Genomic DNA, 21,808 nt, shown 5'->3' with positions numbered 1-21,808 from the left:
CGGACCAGCACTTCCGGCGCCTAGAATGGTGCCGAGCAAACCAGCCGAACGGCATCAAAGGAACAAAGTAACAGTGGACATTCAACGGCAGATTCCTGCGTCTTTTGACCGCGTGCAGCGGAACCAGTATGGCTACAACGCCAGGCAGGTCGACGATTTCCTGCAGCGCGCACGGGTGTCATTCGAAGCTCCGTCCTCGGCCTCCCGCGCCATCAAGAGCTCGGACGTCCGCGCCGTGTCCTTCGATCCCGTGAAGGGCGGCTACGCCGCCGCCGGCGTGGACGCCGCGCTGGACCGGCTCGAAGACGCCCTCGCCCGGCGCGAGCGCGATGAGCTCGTTGCCGAACGCGGCGAAGATGCCTGGCTGCGCGAAATCGGCCGGCTCGCGGGCGTCCTGCGCGGCCGCCTGCACCGCCCGGACGGCCAACGCTTCCGGCGCCCGTCCAAGCCCAAGGCCCGCAGTTACAACACCACCGACGTCGACGACCTCTGCCACGAGCTGATCGGCTACCTCGAGGAGGACCAGCCGCTGAGCGTGGACAACGTCCGGCGCGCCGTGTTCCGTCCCGCCGTGGGCCGGGAGGGCTACGAGGAAAGCCAGGTCGACGCATTCCTGGAGCGCGCCGTCGAGCTCATGGCGGCCATCGACTAGTCAGGCCCCGCGCGGACCCACGCCTGGAGCCCCACCGGCCAACCACCCGCCCGGGTCACCGACGCCGGATCGCGACCGCAGGTTCAGCGTTGCCGGAGCCCCGCCCGGAGCCCCGCCAGGGTCACCGTTCCGTCGCGAGCGGCCGTTCCGGGGTGTGCAGCCGGGTCATCAGCCGCGTCATTGTCCGCGGCACCCGGCCCCGCGTGGCCCGCGACACCAGGATCGTGACGGCGAACGCGGCCGGTACCGTCCACGCGGCCGGTTGCGCCAGCCACGACGGCGTCTCTGCCGCCCCCAGCACCGAACCGGCCACCATCGCGCTGCCGCAGAGCACGCCGCCGGTCGCCATGCCCGCGATTGCCCCGGCGTCCGTCAGTCCCCGCCACCAAATGCCCAGCAGCAGGACAGGGCAGATCGTGGACGCGGTAAAGGCAAACACGAGCCCCACGCTGCCGGCCAGTGCCAGCGACTCGGTCATCGACGCGATTCCCAGAGGCACCAGCGCCGAGATCAGCGCTGCCAGCCGGAAGCCCCGCACGCTGCCGCCGAACACGTCCTGGCTGATAACGCCGGCCAGAGAGACCACCAGGCCCGACGTCGTCGACAGGAACGCCCCAAACGCCCCCGCCACCACCAGCGCAGAGAGCAGGTCGCCGGCCGCCCCGCCCACCAGGCGGCCAGGCAGCAGCAGCACCAGGGCATCGGCCGGCCCGCTTTGGGCGAGGTCGGGGGCGTAGGCCCGGCCGATCATGCCGTAGGCCGTGGGGAACAGATAGAAGACCGAGAGCAGGCCCAGGACAATCAGGGTGGTGCGGCGGGCCGACTGTCCGTCCGGATTTGTGTAGAACCGGACCAGCACGTGCGGCAGGCCGAGGGTTCCGAAGAGCAGGGCCACGAGCAACGAAATGATCTGATAGGGGCCTGAGGGTGCCAGCGCCGTCGGATTCACCGCGGGGGCTGCCTCCGCCGGGGAGCTGTTGCCGCCCAGCACCAGCAGCATGAACACGATGGGCACCGCCACCGCCGTCAGTTTCAGCCAGTACTGGAACGCCTGGACAAACGTGATGGAGCGCATCCCGCCCGCCACCACGGTGATGCAGACGACGGCGACCACCGCCACCGGGCCTACCCACGCCGGCAGCCCGGTGGTGATCCGGATGGCCAGGGCGGCGCCGTGGAGTTGCGGGACGATGTAGAGCCAGCCGACCAGGACCACCACCAGGCTTGTGACGCGGCGGACGGCACGCGAATCGAGGCGCGCCTCGGTGAAGTCAGGGATCGTGTAGGCGCCCGAGCGGCGCAGGGGAGCGGCGACGAACAAGAGCAGCATCAGGTATCCGGCCGTGTACCCCACCGGATACCACAGGGCGTCGGTACCGGAGAGCAGGATGAGCCCGGCGACCCCCAGGAAGCTCGCAGCCGAGAGGTACTCCCCGCCGATTGCTGAGGCGTTCCACCACGGCTTGACCGTCCGGGACGCCACGTAGAAGTCCCCGGTGGTGCGCGAGATCCGTAACCCGTAGAAACCAATCACAGCCGTGGCGAGGGAGACGGCGGCGAACGCCGCGACGCCGACGACGGGGTTCACCGGCCGTTCACCCGGCCGCGTGGGTGGCCGCCCACCGGGCCCCGTGCGTGGCCGCCCGCCGGGCCGTTCACGTGGGTCCTCACCTGTTCGGTCATTTGTCGCCGGCGAGGTCCCGGTAGCGGGCCTCGTTCCTGGCCGCGGTCCGCACGTACAGCCAGGCACTGAGGCCGATCACGGGATAGATCCCGGCCCCCAGCAGGACCCAGTCGAAGGGAAGGCCGGCAATCGTGGAGTCCGCCAGGCCGGGGACCAGCCCCAGCATCAGCGGGAAGGCGAGCATGATCAGCAGGAATCCCAGGGCCACCACGAGGCCCAGCCGGAGCTGGGACCGGATGAGCGAACGGACGAACAACTGCCCGGCGTCGGTCTCCTCCTCCGCTTCGCGGGAGGCTGCCGCGGAGCGCCCGCCGTTCAGGGCGGCGCTGTTTGCTGCGGTGCTGTTTGGTGCGGTGCCGTTTGGTGTGGCGCTGTTTGGTGTGACGCTGCGCGGCGCCGTGACCCGGACCCTTGTCATGCCTGCGGCCGGATACGGGTTGCGCCGAGCTTTTCCCGGACAGCAGGCAGGTGCCGGCGGCTGATAGGCAGTTCAGCTCCAGCCACGGTGACGCTGGGCCGCGCTGCGGCGAGCTTCAAGTGGCTGACGTGGCTCAGCGCGATCAGGTAGGAGCGGTGGATGCGGACGAATCCGGCGTCGGCCCACTGCTGTTCGAGGTCCGCCAGCGGAACCCTGATGAGGTAGCTGGCATCGGCGGTGTGCAGCCGGGCGTAATCACCCTGCGCCTGGACGTAGGTCACGTCCTCGCGACGGATCATTTTGGTGGTCCCGCCCAGGTCCACGGTGATCATTTCGGGTGCAGGGGCACCATCCTTGAGCAGTTCGCTGATGCGTCCGATCGACTTTGCCAGCCTTTCGGCCCGCACGGGCTTGAGGAGGTAGTCCACGGCCGCGAGCTCGAAGGCCTCCAGCGCGCAGTCCTCGTCGGCAGTGACGAAAACGACGGCGGGCGGGCGGGCGCTGCGGGAGATGGCCCGCGCAATGTCCAGCCCGGACAGCGCCGGCATGTGGATGTCGAGGAACACGGCGTCGACGTCTTCGGCCTCGAGGGCACGCAGGGCCTCGGCGCCTGAGGACGCCCGGTGGATGGCGCCGATCCGGTCATCCCGGCCGAGCAGGAAGGCCAGTTCCTCAACGGCGGGGAGCTCGTCGTCGGCGACGAGGACGTTAATCATGGCTCTAGCGTACTGCCGCAGGCATTCTTGCCCGACCGGAATCAGGCATCGTGCCGGGGCTGGGACTTGGGGACGCGCATCGTGATCAGGGTGCCTTCGCCGGGCGCGGTCTCGATCACGAGGCCGTTGTCGTCGCCGTACACCTGGCGCAGGCGGGCGTCGACGTTGCGCAGCCCGACGTGGTCGCCGTCGCTGTGCCCGGCAAGGACAGCGCGCAGCTGGTCGGGGTCCATGCCCACGCCGTCGTCCTCGATCGTCACTTCCGCGAAGGCACCGGAGTCATTCGCAGTGATGGAGATGTGGCCCGGGCCCTCCTTGGCCTCCAGCCCGTGCCGGACCGCGTTTTCCACGAGCGGCTGCAGGCTCAGGAAGGGGATCACGGTGCTGAGCACCTCGGGAGCGATCCGCAGGCTGACCTGGACGCGGTCCCCGAACCGGGCCCGCTCCAGGAGCAGGTAGCGGTCGATGCAGCGCAGTTCCTCGGCCAGGGTGGTGAAGTCGCCGTGGCGGCGGAAGGAGTAGCGGGTGAAATCGGCGAACTCCACCACGAGCTCGCGCGCCCGGACCGGATCCGTGTTGATGAAGGATGCGATCGCGTTGAGCGAGTTGTAGATGAAGTGCGGACTGATCTGGGCGCGGAGGGCGCGGACCTCGGCTTCCATCAGGAGCGTGCGGGAGGCGTCGAGCTCGGCCAGTTCCACCTGCGTGGCCACCCAGTCAGCCACCTCCCCGGTGGCGCGGACCAGTCCCGCCCCGGCGGCCGGCGCGAAGGCGGCCACCACACCCACCACACGCGTGCCGGTTTTGATCGGGGCGATCACGACGGCGCGCTCCACCTCCGGCGCCAGCGTCATGCCGCCGACGCCAGCGGCCAGGAGCTGGAGTTCGCCCGCCGGAATGACGGCGAGGTGGCCGCCGTCGAACACTTTTGACGCGAGCCCCATCAGGGCAGGCTTGAGCTCCTCGGCGGCGCCGTCCCACGCGAGCACGCCGGTTGTGTCGGTGATGGCGAGGGCATCGCAGCCCAGGATGCTGCGCAGTTGCCGGCTGGCCTTGGCCGCACCGGCAGGGTTCAGGCCGGTCCGCAGGTACTGGCCGGCCCGGGACGCGGCGTGGAGCGTCGTGTAAGTGGCGCGCTCGGCATCGGTGCCGAGGTCGCGGAAGGAGCGGAGGACCTGGAGCCCGACGGCGACAACCACCGTGATCGCCATGGCGATCACCGCGACGGCGGCGGCGGTGAACAGGGGAGAGTCCGGCATGATGCCCAGCCTACCGCCGGTGCCGGGGCTGACGGCTCTGGCACGTGCCCGGACACCGATGGCCGCGAAACAGGTGTATCGGGCGCCGTTTGGCGCAGCGCCGGGACCGCTGAGCGACGCAGGCTGCCCCGGCTGTGGTAGGTAGCCCACGTCACGGTGCACAGTGATTGCAGTCACATCGGCAGGATGGGTTGCAGGGTGCGTCCCGCGCAGACCACGGCAACCGGTGTGGACTCACCAGTCTCAATGAGGAGGAACCGATGGGTCACGACGCCCAAGAAACGGACGCTGCGGCGGCCGTGGACTTCAAGGAAGTCCAGTCGACGGAGCAGTTCCAGGAACTGCGCACCCGTCACCGCAGCTTTGTCTTCCCGCTATCCATTGCCTTTCTGCTCTGGTACTTCGCCTATGTCCTGCTGGCCGACTACGCGGTCGGATTCATGTCGATCAAGCTTTGGGGCAACATCAACGTGGGCCTGATCCTGGGCCTGCTGCAGTTTGTCTCCACGTTCGCGATCACCGGCTGGTACGTCAGCTATTCGAACCGCAAGCTGGACCCCATTGCCTCCGCGATCCGCCAGGAAATCGAGGGGCACGAATTCGACAAGCACGGCAACCCGGTTGGGGGGACAGCAAAATGACATTCATGGTTCCCTCAGTAAACGTTGCGGATCTCAAGGACACCACCCTGCTGAACATGGGCATCTTCGCCCTCTTCGTCGCGATCACCATGGTCATTGTGATCAGGGCCAGCCGCAACAACAAGACGGCGGCCGACTACTACGCGGCCGGACGTTCCTTCACAGGCCCGCAGAACGGCACCGCCATCGCCGGCGACTACCTCTCCGCAGCGTCCTTCCTGGGCATCACCGGAGCCATCGCCATCAACGGCTACGACGGCTTCATGTATTCCATCGGGTTCCTCGTCGCCTGGCTCGTCGCCCTGCTGCTCGTCGCCGAGCTGCTCCGCAACACCGGCAAGTTCACCATGGCCGATGTCCTCTCCTTCCGGCTCAAGCAGCGCCCCGTGCGCATCGCGGCAGCCATCTCCACGCTGGCCGTCTGCTTCTTCTACCTGCTGGCCCAGATGGCCGGTGCCGGCAGCCTCATCTCACTGCTCCTGGGCATCAGCGACTGGGGCGGACAAGCCCTGGTGATCATCGTCGTCGGCGCCCTGATGATCATGTACGTCCTGATCGGCGGCATGAAGGGCACCACCTGGGTTCAGATCATCAAGGCCATGCTCCTGATCGCCGGCGCGGCAGTCATGACCTTCTGGGTCCTCGCGATCTACGGCTTCAACCTCTCCGACCTGCTGGGCGGCGCGGTGGAAACCTCGGGCAACCCGAACCTGCTCAACCCGGGACTGCAGTACGGCAAGACGGAGACCTCCAAGGTCGACTTCCTGTCCCTCGGCCTGGCCCTGGTGCTCGGCACCGCAGCCCTGCCGCACGTGCTGATGCGCTTCTACACGGTTCCGACCGCAAAGGAAGCCCGCAAGTCGGTGGTGTGGTCCATCTGGCTCATCGGCATCTTCTACCTGTTCACCCTGGTCCTGGGCTACGGCGCAGCTGCGCTGGTGGGTGCCGACACCATCAAGGCAGCCCCGGGCGGCGTCAACTCGGCTGCGCCGCTGCTCGCCTTCCACCTCGGCGGTCCGCTGCTCCTGGGCTTCATCTCGGCGGTGGCCTTCGCGACCATCCTGGCCGTCGTCGCCGGCCTGACGATCACCGCGGCGGCATCCTTCGCCCACGACATCTACGCCAGCGTCATCGCCAAGGGGAAGGCCGACGCCGCCACCGAGGTCAAGGTTGCCCGCCGCACCGTGGTGGTGATCGGGCTGCTGGCCATCGCCGGCGGCATCTTCGCCAACGGACAAAATGTCGCGTTCCTCGTCGCGCTCGCCTTCGCCGTGGCTGCCTCCGCCAACCTTCCGACCATCCTCTACTCGCTGTTCTGGCGCCGGTTCACCACCCAGGGAGCCCTGTGGAGCATGTACGGCGGATTGTCCGCGGCCATCATCCTAATTGCGCTCTCCCCGGTGGTCTCCGGGGCCAAGACGTCGATGATCCCCGGCGCCAACTTCGCCATCTTCCCGCTGAGCAACCCGGGCATCGTCTCCATCCCGCTCGCGTTCTTCCTGGGCTGGCTGGGCACCGTCCTGGACAAGCGGAAGGAAGACGCCACAAAGCAGGCCGAAATGGAGGTCCGTTCCCTGACCGGGGTGGGCGCCGAAAAGGCTACCAACCACTAGGAAGGCTGCACCAGCAGAGAAGCTCCCGTGCAGCAGCACGGGAGCTTCTCTTGTGGATGGGCGCTTCGACAGGGTTTTTCGAGGTCAGCGCTGAGGCCTCAGCCGAATGTTCACCATCTTCAGCTCGTCGTGGCCCTCGAAACGGTAGGCCAGCTCCACACTTTTCGTGTCGCAGTCGATCGTTCCGGCCACGTCGGCGGCGTTGGAGCCGTTGTTGGAGCTGACGTTGAGGCTTGAAAAGTTCGGTTTACAGCTGCCGTCAAGCTCCAGGCTCTGCACCCCCGCGGCGAACTCCTCCGGCGAAATCTTCCGCATGAGGGCCGGATCCAGGTACTTCTCGTAGGCGGTGCTGACCTCACCGGCGATGAGCATCTTCGTGAAATCGTCAGCGATGCCCCGTGCCTGGTTGGTGGCTCCGCCCACCACGTTGAGCAGGACGACGGCGCCGGCACTTACCAGCAGGAGCACACCGCCGACGATCCCGAGGACAATCCACAGGGCCTTGCGGCTCTTTTTCGGGGGCGGCAGGGCGGCGCCGCCGTAGTAGGGCGGCGGCTGCCCCGGACCGCCGTAGTACGGAGGTGCGCCGTCGGCGGGTGGCGGGTAGCTGGGTGCCGCGCCGGTCGCGGGTGGCGGGTAGCTGGGTGCCGCGTAGTTGGGCACCGCGGCGTCGGCGGGTGGCCCGGGCGGCGGGGCGTAGTACGGAACGGGCGGCTGGCCGGGCGCCGGGTGGCCGGCTGCAGGCTCATGCCCGGGCTGCGGCGGTACGGGGCGGTGTGGTTCCTCGGGACTGCTCACGGTTCAAGCCTTTCCGGCAGTCCAGACAAGCCACTGCCTGTTGCACTGGGCCGCGTGCGCGGACCCAAGGACTCAGGGGGACCCAACGGACACAGCCTAGCGCCGCGGCCGCCCACGGCACAGACGAAAAGCGGATCAGTTATCGGCGGATCCGCGCTCCAGCAGGGGCTGGATCCGGAACGGGATCAGCTCGCCCATCGCCAGTGCGGTATCGGTCCGGTCCACGCCGTCGCACGCCAGGATCTTGCCGTTGATCCGGAACAGGTCCTCGGCGTCGAGCGCCACCACCCGCAGGAGCAGATCCGCCGAGCCCGTCAGGCCGTAGCCCTCCAGGATTTCCGGAATCCCGGCGAGCTCGACGGCGAGGGGGCCGAGCTTCTGCTGCTGGACGTGGACGGAGATGAAAGCCATCAGCGGGTACCCCAGGGACACCGGGTTGATCCGCCGCTCGAAGGAGAGGAACACGTGCTTCTTCTCCAGCTGGGCCATCCTGGCCTGCACCGTATTGCGCGAGAGTCCGAGCTTCTGGGCGAGGGCAACCACGGTCCGGCGGGGGTCCCGCGCCATGGCCGAAAGCAGGCGGGTGTCAGTGCCATCCAAGGTTTGCATAATGCGCAAGATTAGCACGGTTGGCGGACACCAAACAGGGCATAATGCTCAATATTTTTGCGGGTGGTTGTACCCGATGAGCATTGTGAGTAGGGTCACAATTATCCGGGGCAACGGCGCCCGGGCGGCTGGCGCGCCGCGGGATCACGAGTCCTGCGAGTTCCGGTCAGACGACGTCAGAAGGTGCGGACAACAGTGTTTACCGACGACGCGGGCAAGGGCGGCATTGCCGCCGGGGGCCCCGGAAACAGTGAAAATTCTATGAGGCGGACGGGCGGCGACCTCGTCCAGCTCATCACCCCGGCGGGCGAGCGCATCAGCCATCCCGAGTTCGATCCCTGGCTCCAGGACGTCAGCGATGAGCAGCTCTGCGCGCTCTATGAGGACATGGTGGTCATCCGCCGGATCGATGCTGAAGCCACGGCCCTCCAGCGGCAGGGCGAACTGGCACTGTGGCCGCCACTGCTCGGCCAGGAAGCATCCCAGATCGGCTCGGCCCGCGCCCTCCGCGAGGACGACTTTGTCTTCCCGAGCTACCGCGACAACGGTGTCGCCTACTGCCGGGGAGTGAAGCCGGAGGACCTCGTCCGTGCCTGGCGTGGCAACGCCTCCGCCGGCTGGGACCCGTTCACCGTCAACGTTGCCACCCAGCAGATCATCATCGGCGCGCAGAGCCTGCACGCCACGGGCTACGCCATGGGCATCCAGAACGACGGCGCCGACTGTGTCGCCGTGGCCTACTTCGGCGACGGCGCCACGAGCGAAGGCGACGTCAACGAAGCCATGGTCTTCGCCGCGAGCTTCCAGGCGCCCGTCGTCTTCATCTGCCAGAACAACCACTGGGCCATTTCCGAACCCGTCCGGCTGCAGTCGCACATCCAGCTCGCGGACCGCGCCTCAGGCTTCGGCATCCCCAGCATGCGGGTCGACGGCAACGATGTCCTCGCCGTCATGGCAGCCACCCGCATTGCCCTGGACCGTGCCCGGCGCGGCGGCGGCCCCACCTTCATCGAGGCCGTGACCTACCGGATGGGCCCGCACACGACGGCGGACGACCCCACCCGCTACCGGGATGCCAACGAACTCGAAGACTGGGCCGCCAAGGACCCGATCAGCCGGATGAAGTCGCTGCTCGAGCGCAAGGGACTGCTGACCGCGGACCTCGAGGCCGCCGTCGCCGCGCAAGCTGACGCAGTGGCCAAGGAACTCCGGGCCGGCACCATCAACATGCCCGAGCCGCAGCCGCTGGATATCTTCAAGCACGTGTACAGCACGCCCAACTCCTGGCTGGACCGCCAGCAGGAGCACTACTCCCGTTACCTGGCTTCCTTCGGCGATCCCGCAGAAGCCGCTTCTGAAGAAGGTGCACGCTGATGACGCAGATGACCTTTGCCCGAGCCATCAATTCGGGCCTGCGCAAGTCCCTCGAAAACGATCCCAAGGTGGTCCTGATGGGCGAGGACATCGGCGCCCTTGGCGGTGTCTTCCGTGTCACCGACGGGCTGCAGAAAGACTTCGGCAAGCACCGCGTCGTGGACACCCCGCTCGCCGAGTCCGGCATCATGGGCACCGCCGTCGGCCTGGCATACCGCGGGTACCGTCCGGTGGTGGAGATCCAGTTCGACGGTTTCATCTACCCGGCGTTCGACCAGATCGTCAGCCAGGTCGCCAAGATGCACTACCGCACCCAGGGCGCGGTCAAGATGCCCATCACCATCCGCGTCCCGTTCGGCGGCGGCATCGGCTCGCCGGAGCACCACTCGGAATCGCCCGAGGCCTACTTCACCCACACCTCGGGGCTGCGCGTGATCAGCGTGTCCAACCCCCAGGACGCCTACACCATGATCCAGCAAGCCATCGCCTCCGACGATCCCGTCCTGTACTTCGAGCCCAAGCGGCGCTACCACGACAAGGGCGAGGTGGACGAGAGCGTCGACCTGAGCTCTGCCCTGTCCATGGAAAAGGCCCGTGTTGTCACCGAGGGCACGGACGTCACCCTCGTGGCCTACGGCCCGCTGGTCAAGACCGCCCGCGACGCCGCCATGGCGGCCGCCGACGAAGGCATCTCGGTTGAGGTCGTCGACCTGCGCTCGCTGGCACCACTGGACTTCGCCACCCTTGAGGCCTCGGTCCGCAAGACCGGCCGTCTGGTCATCACGCACGAGGCCAGCCAGTCCGGCGGCCTCGGCGCCGAAGTCGCCGCGAGCATCACCGAGCGCTGCTTCTACCACCTCGAGGCCGCTCCCGTCCGCGTGACCGGCTTCGATGTTCCCTACCCTTACTCCAAGCTGGAAATGCACCACCTGCCGGGCCTTGACAGGATTCTCGACGGCGTCGACCGTGCCCTCGGCCGCCCCAACTCCCTCAGCGGGCTGGAAGGATGAGCGCCACCATGATCAAGGAATTCAGGCTCCCGGACCTCGGCGAGGGACTGACGGAATCGGAAATCGTCGCCTGGAAGGTCGCGGTAGGGGATACCGTCACCCTCAACCAGATTATCGCCGAGGTAGAGACGGCCAAGGCCGTCGTCGAGCTGCCCTCGCCGTTTGCCGGCGTTGTCGCGGCCCTGCACGAACAGCCCGGCACCGTTGTTGAGGTCGGGAAGCCGATCGTCTCCTTCGAGATCGAGGGCGACGACGGCGCCGCCGATTCCGGCGGCGGTGTTGGTGCGGACGGGGCCGCAGGCGGCAAGCGTGAGCCGAACCTCGTGGGCTATGGCGCCGTCCTGGAAGCCTCCGGTCGGCCGGCCCGCCGCGCCCGCACCTTCGCGGCCCCAGCGGCCCCAGCGGCCCCTCCGGCCGTCGCGGCCGAGCTGGTGGCACCAGTCCGCGCGGCCGAGCCGGCCGAATCCAAGGCGGTCGAAACCTCGGCGGCATCCGCGCCGGGGGAGCGCCCGCGGTCCACGCCTCCGGTGCGCAAGCTGGCCAAGGATCTCGGCGTCGACCTTGAGGCCGTGCCCGGTACCGGGGAGCGCGGGCTCATCACCCGCGACGATGTGCTGAACTTCGTCGGCGGCGGGGACCTGCCCGCGGCCGCCCAGGAGCCCGCCGGTGCGACGGCGCAGGCCGCAGGGCTTGTCCAGGCCCCGGGCGAGCGCGAGACCCGCACGCCGATCAAGGGCGTGCGGAAGTTCACGGCCGCCGCCATGGTGGCCAGTGCCTTCACCGCGCCGCACGTCACCGAGTTCCTGACCGTCGACGTCACGCCCACGATGGAGCTGCTGGCACGGCTCAAGGCCAGTCGCGCGTTCGCCGGGTACAAGCTCACCCCGCTGACGCTCGTGTCCAAGGCCGTGCTGATTGCGTTGCGCAACCACCCGACCCTCAACGCCCGCTGGGACGAGGCCAACCAGGAGATCGTCCAGTTCAACTACGTGAACCTGGGCATCGCGGCCGCGACCCCGCGGGGGCTGACGGTTCCGAACATCAAGGACGCGGACCGGATGTCCCTCATGGATCTCTCCTTGGCCCTGACGGAACTGACGGACACGGCCAGGGCCGGGAAGACAAGCCCTGAGGCGCTCTCCGGCGGCACGATCTCCATCACGAACATCGGCGTCTTCGGCATTGACGCCGGCACGCCCATCCTGAATCCGGGCGAGGCAGCCATCCTGGCCCTCGGCGCGGTCCGGAAGATGCCGTGGGAGTACAAGGACGAGGTCGCGCTGCGCCAGGTCATGACGCTCAGCCTGTCTTTCGACCACCGTCTGGTCGACGGCGAGCAGGGCTCGCGGTTCCTCCAGGACCTCGGCGCCATGCTGGCCGATCCGGGCATGGTCCTCGCGATGGTCTAGGTCCCTCTACACAGCTGCCGGCTGCCCCGTCCGAAAGGAAGGGGCAGCCGGCAGCTTCGTGGTGTGCGGGCTCCTTTGGGCGGGGTTGTCGCCGTCCCGGGGCGCATGGAGGACAATTTCGACGGCGGCGGCCCCGTTGACGGCGTCTCCGTGCCTAAGTCGCCATGGGGTGGACACGTGGGCGGTGGACACGTGGACCCGGGAGGGCGCCCGGGGCGGGGGGAGTTGCTTAGCCGAGCGGCTCGGTGGGAGCCGGTGCCAGGAGCGCGGCCAGCGCCATGCTTTCCAGCAGCGGCCTCGCGCGGCGGACCCCGATCCGGCGCCCGTGGCTGCGCACCGAGTGCGGGGTCGAGTTGATCAGCCCGAACGTGGCATGCGCGCGCATCCGCAGTTCGGCGGCCTCCGTGCCCTCGTGCAGTCCGGCCAGCACGTCCACCCAGAGTTCAACATAGTTGCGCTGAAGCGTGCGGACCTCGGCCTGGTCCTCGCCGGCCAGGTTGCTGAAGTCCTGGTCCTGGACCCGGATGACGTCCGGGTTGCTCAGCGCAAAGTCGACGTGGAAGGCCACCAGCCCGCCCAACGCCGCCAGATCGCCGTCGGAATCGGCCACCACCCTGCGGCCGCCGTCGAGCAGGTCCTGGCTGACACTGAGCAGCAGGGCGCCGAGGACGGCCTGCTTGCCGGCGAAGTGACGGTAGACCGCCGGTCCGCTGACGCCGGCCGCGGCCCCGAGATCCTCCAGGGAAACGCGGTTGAAGCCCTCCAGGGCAAAGAGCGCAGCGGCGGCGGACAGGAGGGCCTGCCGTCTGTTCGCCTTGGCCTGGCTGCGCTGGGTTGAGGCTGCCTGGGGCGGGGCTGCCTGCGCTGACGGAAGCTGGGCAGTCTGGCTGGGCTCGGTCACCGGCGCATCCCCTCTTTACAAAATGATCCCTGTGTTGGACATCACAGTTAATAGAGACTAACCTAAATCTCAGTTATGCGGTACTAACCGAAATAGTCGGGCGGCCTGAGTTGCCGCTCCGGCGCGCAAGTCCGCGCAGGTCAGGGAACGGAAACAGTCAATGGAGACAATCGCCAGCCGGGTGGATGCGACGAGCACCGCCTACGCCGCGAACCGGGAGGCCCAACTGGGGCTGGCCGGCGAGCTGAGGGAACGGCTCGCCACCGCCGCGCTGGGCGGGCCCGCGAAGTCCCGGGAACGCCACGTGGCGCGCGGCAAGCTCCTGCCGCGCGAGCGCATTGACCAGCTGCTCGACGATGGCAGCCCCTTCCTGGAGATCGCCCCGCTGGCCGCGGACGGCATGTACGACGGCGACTCGCCCGGTGCCGGCGTCATTGCCGGCATCGGGCTGGTGCACGGCCGCCAGGTGCTGGTCATTTCCAACGACGCCACGGTCAAAGGCGGCACCTATTATCCGATGACGGTGAAGAAGCACCTCCGCGCGCAGGAAATCGCCCTGGAGAACCGGCTGCCCTGCATCTACCTCGTGGACTCCGGCGGGGCGTTCCTGCCCAAGCAGGACGAGGTCTTCCCGGACAAGGAACACTTCGGCCGGATCTTCTTCAACCAGGCGAGGATGTCCGCGGCGAAGATCCCGCAGATCGCCTCGGTCATGGGCTCCTGCACCGCCGGCGGCGCCTACGTCCCCGCGATGAGCGACGAGACCGTGATTGTCCGCAACCAGGGCACCATCTTCCTGGGCGGCCCGCCGCTGGTGAAGGCCGCGATCGGCGAGATCGTCACGGCGGAGGAACTCGGCGGAGGCGACGTGCACTCGAAGATCTCCGGGGTCACGGACCACCTGGCCGAGAACGATGAGCATGCCCTCCAGATCGTCCGGGACATCGTCTCCACCCTGCCGAAGCCCTCCGCGCCAGTCTGGAACGTGGACACCGTCGTCGAGCCCGTTGCCGACCCGGATGAGCTCTACGGTGCCGTGCCCACGGACGTCAACGCCCAGTACGACGTGCGTGAGGTCATCGCCCGGCTGGTCGATGGCAGCCGGTTCCACGAGTTCAAGAAGAACTACGGCACCACCCTGGTCACGGGCTTCGCCAAGCTGCACGGCCACCCGGTGGGCATCGTGGCGAACAACGGCGTGCTGTTCAGCGAGTCCTCGCTCAAGGGCGCGCACTTCATCGAACTGTGCGACCAGCGCGGGATCCCGCTGATCTTCCTGCAGAACCTCTCCGGCTTCATGGTCGGCAAGGACTACGAGCAGGGCGGCATCGCCAAGAACGGCGCCAAGATGGTCACCGCCGTCGCCACCGCCAGGGTCCCCAAGTTGACCGTCGTGATCGGCGGGTCCTTCGGCGCCGGCAACTACTCAATGTGCGGACGCGCCTACTCCCCGCGCTTCCTCTGGATGTGGCCGGCGTCGCGGATCTCCGTCATGGGCGGCAACCAGGCCTCCAGCGTGCTCGCCACCGTGAAGCGGGACCAGTACGAGGCCCGCGGCGAGGAATGGTCCGCCGCGGACGAGGAAGCCTTCAAGGCCCCGATCAAGGCCCAATACGAGGACCAGGGCAGCCCCTACTACTCCACCGCCCGCCTCTGGGACGACGGCGTGATCGACCCCGCGGACACCCGCACCGTCCTGGGACTGGCGCTCGACGTCGTCTCCCGCACCCCGCTGCCGGAGACCTCCTTCGGCCTCTTCCGGATGTGAGCCAGCCATGAATCTTTCTTCGCCGACCATCTCTTCGCCCACCACGCCTTCCGTGGCCACCCCTCCAGCCACCCCCACAACCGGCACCCCGCTGTTCGGCACCGTGCTCGTCGCCAACCGCGGCGAAATCGCCTGCCGCGTCATCCGGACCCTGCGCGCCCTCGGCATCCGTTCGGTCGCCGTCTATTCCGACGCCGACGCCGACGCGCGGCACGTGCGGGAAGCCGACTTGGCGGTCCGGATCGGGCCCGCCGCGGCCACCGAGAGCTACCTCAAGATCGAGGCCATCATCCAGGCCTGCCGCGACACCGGCGCCGAGGCCGTGCACCCCGGCTACGGCTTCCTGAGCGAGAACGTCGACTTTGCCCGCGCCCTCGAAGCCGCCGGCATCACGTTCATCGGCCCCGGCGTCGAATCCCTGAACGTCATGGGCGACAAGATCCGCTCCAAGAACCACGTCACCGGCTACGGCGTCCCCGTGGTCCCGGGCATCGCTGAACCCGGCATGACCGACGCGCAGCTGATCGAGGCCGCGGCCGGCGTCGGCTTCCCATTGCTGATCAAGCCCTCCGCCGGCGGCGGCGGCAAGGGCATGCACATCGTCGAACGCGCCGAGGACCTGGAAGCCACCCTGGCCACCGCACGCCGGGTCGCCGCGAGTGCTTTCGGCGACGACACCTTGTTCCTGGAACGGCTCGTGCTCACCCCGCGGCACATCGAGGTCCAGATCCTGGCGGACAATCACGGCAACGTCATCCACCTCGGGGAGCGCGAGTGCTCGCTGCAGCGCCGCCACCAGAAGGTCATCGAGGAAGCACCGTCCCCGCTGCTGGAATCCCTGCCCGACGGGGCGGAGATCCGCGCCCGGATCGGCGAAGCCGCCTGCCAGGCCGCGCGCAGCGTCCACTACTCCGGCGCCGGGACCGTGGAATTCCTGGTCTCGGACGCCGCCCCGGACGAGTTCTTCTTCATGGAGATGAACACCCGCCTGCAGGTCGAACACCCCGTCACCGAGATGGTCACCGGCATTGACCTCGTCGAATGGCAGGTGCGCATCGCCGCCGGCGAGGAACTCACGGTGACCCAGGCCGACGTCGTGCTGACCGGCCACTCGGTGGAGGCACGCGTCTACGCTGAGGTGCCAGAGAAGAACTTCCTGCCGTCCATCGGACAGGTCGTGCTGCTGGACGAACTGCCGGACACCGCGAGTGGCAAGGTCCGTGTCGACTCGGCCCTGCTGGAGGGCCTCCAAATCTCGAGCAGCTACGACCCGATGATTTCCAAGGTCATCGCGTGGGGCGAGGACCGGGCTGAGGCTTTGGACACCCTCGATGAGGCGCTCGCCGGGTATACCGCGCTGGGCATCGACACCAATGTCGAATACCTGCGGCTGCTGATCAACGACGCCGACGTCCGCGCCGGACGGCTCGACACCGGCCTGATCGAACGGAAAATGCCGGAGTTCTCCTTCCGGCACCCGGGCGACTTCGAGGTGGCCGCTGCTGCCGTCTTCGCCGCTGCGATGCACGAGCATGAAACGCAGGACGCCGGGACAGGCCCCTGGCATCTCGGTAACGGGTGGCGGCTCGGTGCAGCTGCCCCGCGCCGGATCAGCCTGGGGACCCCCGACGGCGGTATCGCCACGGTGCAGGTATCCGGCTCCTTGGCGCGGGGGACGGCGGCCGTGGCGGTCAACGGCGGCCCGCGACGCCCGGCATCATTTCGGTCCACCAAGCGAGGCGCCGCGGAGTTGACTCTGGGCGACGAATCCCGCAGCTACGCGCTGGCGCCTGTCCACCGCGGGCCCGTCCCCCCTGGCCCCGGCAACCCGATGCCAACGGAAGTGTTCCTCGGCAACGAGGGCTGGTCCTGCCGGCTCGAGGTGCTCACCCGGGAGATCCGGCTCGCCCGGGTGCTCGCCGCGATCGAACGCGAGGAAGGCGCCGCCGACCCGGCGGTGCGCTCGCCGATGCCCGGCACCGTGGTGTCGGTGTCCGTCGGCAACGCCGACGCCGTGGAGGCCGGCCAGGTCCTGCTCTCGGTGGAAGCCATGAAGATGGAGCACCAGCTCGTGGCGCCCCTGGACGGAACTGTCCACATCAGCGTCGGCTCCGGCGACCTCGTCAAGGCCGATCAGGTGGTGGCAACGATCCACCCCGCTGTTCCGACTGAACCCTCGAAAGCGGAGGACACGATCGAGGAAGCCGTCATCGCGATGGGCGCGGCCGAATGACGGAACCGCACTGATCTCACCGCCGCCACCCCGGCTCACCAACCCCGGCGCACCCAACACCTTTCAACAGACCACAGATGTACCTCAGAAACAGGAGTCACCCCATGGCAGATTTTGAACTCAGCGAGGACTACCAGATCCTTAGCGACACCGTCCGCGAATTCGCCGACGAAGTGGTGGCCCCGGTCTCCGCCAAGCACGACGAAGAGCACAGCTTCCCCTACGAGGTCGTCTCCCAGATGGCGGACATGGGCCTGTTCGGCCTGCCGTTCCCGGAGGAGTTCGGCGGCATGGGCGGGGACTACTTCGCCCTGGCCCTGGCCCTGGAGCAGCTCGGCCGGGTGGACCAGTCTGTCGCGATCACCCTCGAGGCCGGCGTCTCGCTCGGTGCGATGCCGATCCACCGCTTCGGGAATGAGGCGCAGAAGCAGGAATGGCTGCCGCTGCTGGCCTCCGGCAAGGCGCTCGCCGGCTTCGGCCTGACCGAGCCGGAAGCCGGTTCGGACGCCGGCGGCACCAAGACCACCGCCAAGCTGGGCGGTGGTGAGTGGGTCATCAACGGCAACAAGGAGTTCATCACCAACTCCGGCACGGACATCACCAGGCTCGTCACCGTCACCGCGGTGACCGGCCAGGAGGAACGCGCGGACGGCAGCATCAAGAAGGAAATCTCCACCATCCTGGTGCCCACCAACACTCCGGGCTTCACCGCGGAAAAGGCCTACAACAAGGTCGGCTGGAACGCCTCGGACACCCACCCGCTGACGTTCAACAACGTCCACGTCCCCGAGGAAAACCTGCTCGGCACCCAGGGCCGCGGCTACGCCAACTTCCTCTCCATCCTGGACGAAGGCCGGATCGCGATCGCGGCCCTGGCCGTCGGCGCGGCCCAAGGCTGCGTGGACCAGTCGGTGAAATACGCCAAGGAACGCAGCGCGTTCGGGCAGAACATCGGCAAATACCAGGCCATCGCATTCAAGATCGCCCGGATGGAAGCCCGCGCCCACACGGCCCGCCTGGCCTACTACGACGCGGCCGCCCGGATGCTTGCCGGCAAGCCGTTCAAGACGCAGGCGGCCATCGCTAAGATGGTCGCAGGCGAGGCAGCCATGGACAACGCGCGGGACGCCACCCAGGTGTTCGGCGGCTATGGCTTCATCAACGAATTCACCGTGGCGCGCCACTACCGCGACTCCAAGATCCTTGAAGTCGGCGAGGGCACCACGGAGGTCCAGCTGATGCTGATCGCCCGCGAACTGGGACTGTAGCCGGCCGGAAGGATCACCGATGATCAACAAAGTTGTTGCCAGCGCCGCCGAGGCTGTCGCGGACATTCACGACGGCGCCTCCCTCGCCGTCGGCGGGTTCGGGCTGTGCGGCATTCCCGTGACGCTGATCGAGGCCCTGCATGAGCGCGGTGCCACGGACCTGGAAACCGTCAGCAACAACTGCGGCGTCGACGACTGGGGCCTCGGGATCCTGCTCAAGGACGGCCGGATCCGGCGCACCATCAGCTCCTACGTGGGGGAGAACAAGGAGTTCGCCCGGCAATACCTTTCCGGCGAGCTGGAGGTGGTCCTCACCCCTCAGGGCACGCTGGCCGAAAAGCTGCGCGCCGGCGGCGCGGGTATCCCGGCGTTCTACACCCCGGCCGGCGTCGGCACCCAGGTGTCCGACGGCGGCCTGCCGCAGAAGTACGACGCCGAGGGCAACGTCGCGATTGCCTCCGCGCCCAAGGAAGTCCGCAGCTTCCACGGCGCCGAGTACGTGCTGGAGGAATCGCTGACCCCGGACTTCGGCCTCGTGCACGCCTGGAAGGGTGACCGCCACGGCAACCTCGTCTTCCACGCCACGGCCATGAACTTCAACCCGCTGTGCGCCATGGCAGGGAAGATCACCATCGCCGAGGTCGAGGAGCTCGTGCAGCCGGGGGAGCTGGACCCGGAGCACGTCCACGTCCCAGGGATCTTCGTCCAGCGCGTGGTTCTTGCCCCGCAGGGCGAGAAACGCATTGAGAAGCGGACGGTTGCGGTGGCCACCGGTGCCTCCGGCGCACCAAAACTGTCGCCAGAGCAGGCAGGAGCCTAGCCGTGGAAACGAACAAAGCCGCAGAGGCCCCGCCCCGTCCCGAGGCCGTGCGCCACGAATACCGGCGCTCCGCGGTCGAACACGCCGCCGGTACTGAGGGCAAGGGCTGGACCCGCAATGAACTCGCGGCCCGCGTGGCGCAGGAACTGCACAACGGCCAGTACGTCAACCTCGGCATCGGCATGCCGACGCTGATACCCAACTACATTCCGGCCGGCGTCGAGGTGGTGCTGCATTCGGAAAACGGCATCCTGGGCGTCGGGCCGTACCCGGCCGAGGATGAAGTCGACCCGGACCTGATCAATGCCGGCAAGGAAACCGTCACGGTCAACAAGGGCGCGGCGTTCTTCGATTCCGCCGCCTCCTTCGGCATGATCCGGGGCGGCCACGTCGACGTGGCCGTGCTCGGCGCGATGGAGGTCGCCGTCAACGGCGACCTCGCCAACTGGATGATCCCGGGCAAGATGGTCAAGGGCATGGGCGGCGCGATGGACCTGGTGTTCGGGGCCAAGAAGGTGATCGTGATGATGGATCACGTGGACCGCAACGGCAAGCCGAAAATCGTGGAATCCTGCACGCTGCCGTTGACCGGCAAGGGCTGCGTGGACCGGATCATCACCGACCTCGCCGTGATCGACGTCGTGACCGAGGGCGGGAAGTCCCGGCTGGTGCTGCGCGAACTGGCGCCGAACGTGTCCGTGGAGGACGTCGTGGCGGCCACCGGAGCCGAACTCTTTGAGGAAGACCAGGAACTGACCGTATGAGTGATGCAGGCACGACTTCACCGGGCACAGGCGCACACCCGGGTACCGGCACCCCCCGGGTGATCGAGCAGCGCGGGCTATATTTCGATGAGCTGGAGGAGGGCGTGGTCTACGCCCACCGGCCGGGCCGGACGCTCACGGAGACGGATAACGTCCTCTTCACCACCATGACCATGAACACCCAGGCCCTGCACCTCGACGCGGCCTGGAGCGCCGGGCAGCCCTTCGGCCAGCGGCTGATGAATTCGATGTTCACCCTGGCCACCGTGGTGGGCCAGTCCGTGCCGCAGCTGACCCAGGGCACCATCATCGCCCAGGTCGGCCTGACGGATGTGTCTTTTCCGCACCCGCTGTACCACGGGGACACCCTGTACACGGAGACGGTGGTGACCGGGAAGAGGCTGTCCGCGTCCCGCCCGGGGCAGGGCATCGTGACCATGCAGCACACCGGACGGAACCAGCACGGGGACGTGGTGGCGCTCGCCGCCCGCAGCTGCCTGATGTGGACACGCGAGGCCCACGCCGCTGCCGAGCTGGAAGCGGCGCAAAAGGGGAGAATAGAGACATGAGTTTCCTGATGGGCCCTGCCCTGCTGTTCTGCCCCGCCGACCGCCCCGAGCGGTACCAAAAAGCCGCGGAACGCGCCGATACCGTGATCGTGGACCTTGAGGACGCCGTCGCCCCTGCCGACAAGCAGCGGGCCCGCGGCGCCATCCTTGCCCAGCTTGGCGCCACCGGCGACGTCCCGGAACTGGATCCGTCCCGCACGATCGTCCGGGTCAACCCGGCCGGCACGGACGAGTTCGAGAAGGACATGCACTGCCTCAAGCACACGCCGTACCGGCACATCATGCTGGCCAAGGCGGAGAGCGCTGCCCAGCTGAGGGAACTCGAGGGCTACAGCGTGATTGCCCTCTGCGAGACGGCCGCCGGCGTCCTCAACGCCGCCGCCATCGCCGCCGAGCCCAATGTGGTGGCCCTGATGTGGGGTGCGGAGGACCTGCTGGCATCGCTCGGCGGAACCTCCAGCCGGGCGGAGGACGGCAGCTACCGGGCCGTCGCGCTGCACGCCCGTTCCAGCGTGCTGCTGGCCGCCGGCGCCTTCGGCAAGGACGCGATCGACGCCGTCTACGTCAACATCCCGGATCTGGCCGGACTGGCACTTGAATCACGTGACGCGGTGGCGTCCGGATTCTCGTCCAAGGCCTGCATCCATCCGGACCAGGTGGCCGTGGTCCGCGAAGCCTATGCACCCTCGGAGGCCGACGTCTCGGCAGCCGCGGAGTTGCTCGATGCCGCCTCCGCGGCAGGCTCGGGCGTCTTCCAGTTCAAGGGCAAGATGGTCGACGGGCCCATCCTCAAGCACGCCGCGTCCACACTGCGCCGCGCGGGCCGCGTCGGGTCCTGACCGCGGGCCGGCTGCCCATCGACACGTGCCCACCAACGTGTGCCCACCAGCGTGTGCCCACCAGCGTGTGCCCACCAGCGTGTGCCCGGGTGAAGCTCTGCCGTGTGAAACTCGCCGATTCGCCACAGATGGCCGGATTGGCTGATCGTATTGCGGCCATCTGCGTCAATTGGGTGCCCTGTGGCTCTGAATCCTCGACCATTCTCCGAGGCCTTGTTCCGATGGGTCCCTGGGTGGCCGGCGTCCCGGGGCTGGCGCCGGGCATGTTCGTGGGTGCCGAGGCCTTGTGCCGATGCGTCCCTGGGTGGCCGGCGTCCCGGGGCTGGCGCCGGGCAACTTCGTGGGTGCCGAGGTGGGATCCTGCCGGGCTGGACTTCGCCGATTCGCCACAGATGGCCGGATTGGCTGATCGTATTGCGGCCATCTGCGTCAATTGGGTGCCCTGTGGCTCTGAATCCTCGAC

20 protein-coding genes are annotated in these 21,808 nt (G+C 68.0%); 13 read left to right on the top strand and 7 right to left on the bottom strand.

What is annotated here, in order from left to right; all coding sequences use genetic code 11:
- Positions 1-25: 25 nt before the first annotated feature.
- Positions 26-652, top strand: a complete 627-nt coding sequence (locus AC1DGD_RS08155) for a DivIVA domain-containing protein (RefSeq protein ID WP_051082302.1) — start codon at positions 26-28, stop codon at positions 650-652.
- Between the two features lie 121 nt (positions 653-773).
- On the opposite strand, the gene AC1DGD_RS08150 is transcribed toward AC1DGD_RS08155, so the two are convergent.
- From AC1DGD_RS08150 to AC1DGD_RS08135, 4 genes are all read right to left on the bottom strand, one after another.
- Positions 774-2,240, bottom strand: a complete 1,467-nt coding sequence (locus tag AC1DGD_RS08150; RefSeq protein WP_476856477.1) for a sodium/solute symporter — start codon at positions 2,238-2,240, stop codon at positions 774-776.
- 91 nt (positions 2,241-2,331) lie between these two features.
- A complete protein-coding gene (locus AC1DGD_RS08145) occupies positions 2,332-2,754 on the bottom strand; it encodes a DUF485 domain-containing protein (RefSeq protein ID WP_230012025.1) in 423 nt (140 codons plus the stop codon).
- Positions 2,751-3,470 (bottom strand): LytR/AlgR family response regulator transcription factor, encoded by a 720-nt coding sequence (locus AC1DGD_RS08140; RefSeq protein WP_476856476.1) that lies wholly within the window; start codon positions 3,468-3,470, stop codon positions 2,751-2,753. Before AC1DGD_RS08140 ends, AC1DGD_RS08145 begins: the two co-directional genes overlap by 4 nt.
- Before the next feature lie 41 nt (positions 3,471-3,511).
- Entirely contained in the window at positions 3,512-4,729 is a 1,218-nt protein-coding gene (locus tag AC1DGD_RS08135) for a sensor histidine kinase (RefSeq protein ID WP_476856475.1), read from the bottom strand.
- Positions 4,730-4,989: 260 nt separating this feature from the next.
- Between AC1DGD_RS08135 and AC1DGD_RS08130 the strand changes: the two genes are divergently transcribed.
- Together AC1DGD_RS08130 and AC1DGD_RS08125 are read left to right on the top strand one after the other, a co-directional pair.
- Positions 4,990-5,370 carry a DUF485 domain-containing protein gene (locus tag AC1DGD_RS08130; RefSeq protein ID WP_476856474.1) on the top strand — a complete coding sequence of 127 codons (381 nt, stop codon included), beginning with the start codon at positions 4,990-4,992 and terminating at the stop codon, positions 5,368-5,370.
- Entirely contained in the window at positions 5,367-6,983 is a 1,617-nt protein-coding gene (locus AC1DGD_RS08125) for a solute symporter family protein (RefSeq protein ID WP_476856473.1), read from the top strand. The genes AC1DGD_RS08130 and AC1DGD_RS08125 overlap by 4 nt, the downstream gene beginning before the upstream one ends.
- A gap of 84 nt (positions 6,984-7,067) precedes the next feature.
- On the opposite strand, the gene AC1DGD_RS08120 is transcribed toward AC1DGD_RS08125, so the two are convergent.
- Both AC1DGD_RS08120 and AC1DGD_RS08115 read right to left on the bottom strand, forming a co-directional pair.
- Entirely contained in the window at positions 7,068-7,781 is a 714-nt protein-coding gene (locus AC1DGD_RS08120) for a hypothetical protein (protein ID WP_476856472.1), read from the bottom strand.
- A 135-nt stretch (positions 7,782-7,916) separates the two neighbouring features.
- Entirely contained in the window at positions 7,917-8,390 is a 474-nt protein-coding gene (locus tag AC1DGD_RS08115; protein WP_026266622.1) for an Lrp/AsnC family transcriptional regulator, read from the bottom strand.
- 195 nt (positions 8,391-8,585) lie between these two features.
- Here AC1DGD_RS08115 and pdhA point away from each other — a divergent pair, with 195 nt between their 5' ends.
- The 3 genes from pdhA to AC1DGD_RS08100 are packed head-to-tail and all read left to right on the top strand — an operon-like array spanning position 8,586 to position 12,183.
- Positions 8,586-9,764 carry a pyruvate dehydrogenase (acetyl-transferring) E1 component subunit alpha gene (gene pdhA, locus AC1DGD_RS08110; RefSeq protein ID WP_374706662.1) on the top strand — a complete coding sequence of 393 codons (1,179 nt, stop codon included), beginning with the start codon at positions 8,586-8,588 and terminating at the stop codon, positions 9,762-9,764.
- Entirely contained in the window at positions 9,764-10,774 is a 1,011-nt protein-coding gene (locus AC1DGD_RS08105) for an alpha-ketoacid dehydrogenase subunit beta (RefSeq protein ID WP_476856471.1), read from the top strand. Before pdhA ends, AC1DGD_RS08105 begins: the two co-directional genes overlap by 1 nt.
- Positions 10,771-12,183: a dihydrolipoamide acetyltransferase family protein gene (locus tag AC1DGD_RS08100; protein WP_476856470.1), complete on the top strand. Its 1,413-nt coding sequence runs from the start codon at positions 10,771-10,773 to the stop codon at positions 12,181-12,183. The genes AC1DGD_RS08105 and AC1DGD_RS08100 overlap by 4 nt, the downstream gene beginning before the upstream one ends.
- 229 nt (positions 12,184-12,412) lie before the next feature.
- Here the strand turns inward: AC1DGD_RS08100 and AC1DGD_RS08095 are convergent, their stop codons facing one another.
- Positions 12,413-13,084, bottom strand: coding sequence for an SACE_7040 family transcriptional regulator (locus AC1DGD_RS08095; RefSeq protein ID WP_476856469.1), 672 nt, complete (start codon positions 13,082-13,084; stop codon positions 12,413-12,415).
- A gap of 160 nt (positions 13,085-13,244) precedes the next feature.
- Between AC1DGD_RS08095 and AC1DGD_RS08090 the strand changes: the two genes are divergently transcribed.
- The 7 genes from AC1DGD_RS08090 (at position 13,245) to AC1DGD_RS08060 (ending at position 21,345) form a co-directional block, all read left to right on the top strand.
- Positions 13,245-14,852, top strand: coding sequence for a carboxyl transferase domain-containing protein (locus AC1DGD_RS08090; RefSeq protein WP_476856468.1), 1,608 nt, complete (start codon positions 13,245-13,247; stop codon positions 14,850-14,852).
- Positions 14,853-14,859: 7 nt separating this feature from the next.
- Positions 14,860-17,085, top strand: a complete 2,226-nt coding sequence (locus AC1DGD_RS08085) for an acetyl/propionyl/methylcrotonyl-CoA carboxylase subunit alpha (RefSeq protein WP_476856467.1) — start codon at positions 14,860-14,862, stop codon at positions 17,083-17,085.
- A 104-nt stretch (positions 17,086-17,189) separates the two neighbouring features.
- Positions 17,190-18,353, top strand: coding sequence for an acyl-CoA dehydrogenase family protein (locus AC1DGD_RS08080; RefSeq protein WP_223914042.1), 1,164 nt, complete (start codon positions 17,190-17,192; stop codon positions 18,351-18,353).
- A gap of 19 nt (positions 18,354-18,372) precedes the next feature.
- Positions 18,373-19,173, top strand: a complete 801-nt coding sequence (locus tag AC1DGD_RS08075) for a CoA transferase subunit A (protein WP_476856466.1) — start codon at positions 18,373-18,375, stop codon at positions 19,171-19,173.
- 2 nt (positions 19,174-19,175) lie between these two features.
- Positions 19,176-19,937 (top strand): CoA transferase subunit B, encoded by a 762-nt coding sequence (locus AC1DGD_RS08070; protein WP_476856465.1) that lies wholly within the window; start codon positions 19,176-19,178, stop codon positions 19,935-19,937.
- Positions 19,934-20,506, top strand: a complete 573-nt coding sequence (locus AC1DGD_RS08065; protein ID WP_476856464.1) for a MaoC family dehydratase — start codon at positions 19,934-19,936, stop codon at positions 20,504-20,506. Before AC1DGD_RS08070 ends, AC1DGD_RS08065 begins: the two co-directional genes overlap by 4 nt.
- Positions 20,503-21,345: an HpcH/HpaI aldolase/citrate lyase family protein gene (locus AC1DGD_RS08060; protein ID WP_476849409.1), complete on the top strand. Its 843-nt coding sequence runs from the start codon at positions 20,503-20,505 to the stop codon at positions 21,343-21,345. The genes AC1DGD_RS08065 and AC1DGD_RS08060 overlap by 4 nt, the downstream gene beginning before the upstream one ends.
- Positions 21,346-21,808: the final 463 nt, after the last annotated feature.

It is taken from the genome of Arthrobacter sp. 05T45, from assembly GCF_056395875.1.
The sequence above is the reverse complement of the archived record's forward strand: the minus strand, read 5'-3'. Positions and strand labels throughout refer to the sequence as shown.